Raw genomic sequence first — 3391 nt, 5'->3', positions numbered from 1 at the left:
CCTTCACCTAACGCTTAACTAACTTAGGGGCTCATCCGGTTTCGCTCGCCGCTACTACCGGAAGCTCGGTTGAGTTCTCTTCCTCGGGGTACTTAGATGTTTCAGTTCCCCCGGTTCGCTTCATTAACCTATGTATTCAGTTAATGATACTAGCTTATGCTAGTGGGTTTCCCCATTCGGAAATCCCAGACTCAAGTGGCTTTTACTGCCTAATCTGGGCTTATCGCAAGTTAATACGTCCTTCATCGCCTCTGACTGCCAAGGCATCCACCGTGTACGCTTAGTCACTTAACCATACAACCCCAAGAGGTCTTTGCTCTTAGTTTCCACTTAAAAAGTGGAGTAAGTTGGTCAAACAACCAAGGTTTGCGTTTAATAATCCGATCAAGAAAGTATTAAACGTTGGTTTTTCGCCGGACTCATTTATTTGTCTTCACTTTAAAAAGTGAAAGCAAACACAGACACTTGAATGTGTATGTTTTGAGAACTCGTTTTTATTGTTCTTTTACAAGAAGCAATAAAAACATTTTTTAAAATCAATCTTTCGATTGAATTTACTAGTCAGCTTTCCAGATTGTTAAAGAACATGTAATCATCGTTAGATAACCACTTTTTAAACACACTTTTGTCTCTATCTGAAGAGAAGTGAACTTAAAGAGTGGTGGAGCTATGCGGGATCGAACCGCAGACCTCCTGCGTGCAAGGCAGGCGCTCTCCCAGCTGAGCTATAACCCCAACGATTTAAAAGACTGTACCACCACTTTTTCTGGGAGAAAAAGTGGTGGGTCTGAGTGGACTCGAACCACCGACCTCACCCTTATCAGGGGTGCGCTCTAACCACCTGAGCTACAGACCCAAGTCTTTTTACGTTCTACATTTCGACCAAGCAATCTGTGTGGACACTGCATAAAACAGYATAAGTCTTTAGGTAAGGAGGTGATCCAGCCCCAGGTTCCCCTAGGGCTACCTTGTTACGACTTCACCCCAGTCATGAACCACACCGTGGTAAACGCCCTCCCGAAGGTTAAGCTATCTACTTCTGGTGCAGCCCACTCCCATGGTGTGACGGGCGGTGTGTACAAGGCCCGGGAACGTATTCACCGTGACATTCTGATTCACGATTACTAGCGATTCCGACTTCATGGAGTCGAGTTGCAGACTCCAATCCGGACTACGACGTACTTTGTGGGATTCGCTTACTATCGCTAGTTTGCAGCCCTCTGTATACGCCATTGTAGCACGTGTGTAGCCCTACTCGTAAGGGCCATGATGACTTGACGTCGTCCCCACCTTCCTCCGGTTTATCACCGGCAGTCTCCCTGGAGTTCCCACCATTAYGTGCTGGCAAACAAGGATAAGGGTTGCGCTCGTTGCGGGACTTAACCCAACATTTCACAACACGAGCTGACGACAGCCATGCAGCACCTGTCTCAGAGTTCCCGAAGGCACTAAGCTATCTCTAGCGAATTCTCTGGATGTCAAGAGTAGGTAAGGTTCTTCGCGTTGCATCGAATTAAACCACATGCTCCACCGCTTGTGCGGGCCCCCGTCAATTCATTTGAGTTTTAATCTTGCGACCGTACTCCCCAGGCGGTCTACTTAACGCGTTAGCTCCGAAAGCCACGGCTCAAGGCCACAACCTTCAAGTAGACATCGTTTACGGCGTGGACTACCAGGGTATCTAATCCTGTTTGCTCCCCACGCTTTCGCATCTGAGCGTCAGTCTTTGTCCAGGGGGCCGCCTTCGCCACCGGTATTCCTTCAGATCTCTACGCATTTCACCGCTACACCTGAAATTCTACCCCCCTCTACAAGACTCTAGTCTGCCAGTTCAAAATGCTGTTCCGAGGTTGAGCCCCGGGCTTTCACATCTTGCTTAACAGACCGCCTGCATGCGCTTTACGCCCAGTAATTCCGATTAACGCTCGCACCCTCCGTATTACCGCGGCTGCTGGCACGGAGTTAGCCGGTGCTTCTTCTGTTGCTAACGTCAAACAGCYAAGCTATTAACTTAACTGCCTTCCTCACAACTGAAAGTACTTTACAACCCGAAGGCCTTCTTCATACACGCGGCATGGCTGCATCAGGGTTTCCCCCATTGTGCAATATTCCCCACTGCTGCCTCCCGTAGGAGTCTGGACCGTGTCTCAGTTCCAGTGTGGCTGATCATCCTCTCAGACCAGCTAGGGATCGTCGCCTTGGTGAGCCATTACCCCACCAACTAGCTAATCCCACCTGGGCTAATCCTGACGCGAGAGGCCCGAAGGTCCCCCTCTTTGCTCCRAAGAGATTATGCGGTATTAGCTATCGTTTCCAATAGTTATCCCCCACATCAGGGTATATTCCCAGGCATTACTCACCCGTCCGCCGCTCGTCAGCAAAGAAAGCAAGCTTTCTTTCTGTTACCGCTCGACTTGCATGTGTTAGGCCTGCCGCCAGCGTTCAATCTGAGCCATGATCAAACTCTTCAATTAAAGTTTTGTTGTYTCTTTCGARACGGCTCAATGAATACTGACTTCAAAACTACCTTAGTAATTTTAAAGCTATTATCGTTCCAACAGAACGATAATGAATTGACTGTGCCAAATAACCGTAGTTATTTGTATTGGTCACTCAGTTCATTGATAAATCTTTCGACTTAACTATTCAACGAGTGCCCACACAGATTGCATGGTCAAATTGTTAAAGAACGTTGACTTTCAATGCCTTAGCGCTTTACGCTTCAGCAAGTCAGGTGGCGTATAATACGCTTTTCTGATATTCAGTCAAGACAAAATTTTCATCTTTTTTATCAATCGATTAAAAAGTAAAAACTCTCTGTTGACGTCGCTCACATTTCAATCAGTGAGAGCGAAATAAAAGCCCGTTCATTGAACGGGCTCTCATAATTTGAAGCCTGGCGATGTCCTACTCTCACATGGGGAGRCCCCACACTACCATCGGCGCTATTACGTTTCACTACTGAGTTCGGCAWGGGATCAGGTGGGTCCATAACGCTATGGTCGCCAAGCAAATTCTGTTTTATTTATTACCTTATGGCAATAAATAGCAATCTGGGAAAATCTGACTAGTTTGTTCTCAACACGTCATTCAAGTGTTTGTAGAGTCCGTCTCTTCTCTTTGAAGAAGAAAAACCCCTTGGGTGTTGTATGGTTAAGCCTCACGGGCAATTAGTATCAGTTAGCTCAATGCCTCACAGCACTTACACACCTGACCTATCAACGTTGTAGTCTTCAACAACCCTTTAGAGACCTTAAAGGTCTAGGGATGACTCATCTTGAGGCTCGCTTCCCGCTTAGATGCTTTCAGCGGTTATCGATTCCGAACTTAGCTACCGGGCAATGCATCTGGCGATACAACCCGAACACCAGCGGTTCGTCCACTCCGGTCC

2 tRNA genes and 4 rRNA genes are annotated in these 3391 nt (G+C 47.3%); all 6 read right to left on the bottom strand.

Annotation, left to right across the window (positions count from 1 at the left end):
- Positions 1–294 (bottom strand): 23S ribosomal RNA (locus G6R09_RS19695); the annotation flags it as partial.
- A gap of 365 nt (positions 295–659) precedes the next feature.
- Positions 660–735: transfer RNA gene (locus tag G6R09_RS19690), tRNA-Ala, on the bottom strand.
- Between the two features lie 44 nt (positions 736–779).
- A tRNA-Ile gene (locus G6R09_RS19685) sits at positions 780–856 on the bottom strand.
- 73 nt (positions 857–929) lie between these two features.
- Positions 930–2474 (bottom strand): 16S ribosomal RNA (locus G6R09_RS19680).
- A gap of 420 nt (positions 2475–2894) precedes the next feature.
- Positions 2895–3010 (bottom strand): 5S ribosomal RNA (gene rrf, locus G6R09_RS19675).
- Positions 3011–3149: 139 nt separating this feature from the next.
- Positions 3150–3391: ribosomal RNA gene (locus G6R09_RS19670) — 23S ribosomal RNA — on the bottom strand; the annotation flags it as partial.

Source organism: Photobacterium sp. Alg240-V54, assembly GCF_900537155.1.
In the GTDB taxonomy this organism is placed as follows: domain Bacteria; phylum Pseudomonadota; class Gammaproteobacteria; order Enterobacterales; family Vibrionaceae; genus Photobacterium.
The sequence above is the reverse complement of the archived record's forward strand: the minus strand, read 5'-3'. Positions and strand labels throughout refer to the sequence as shown.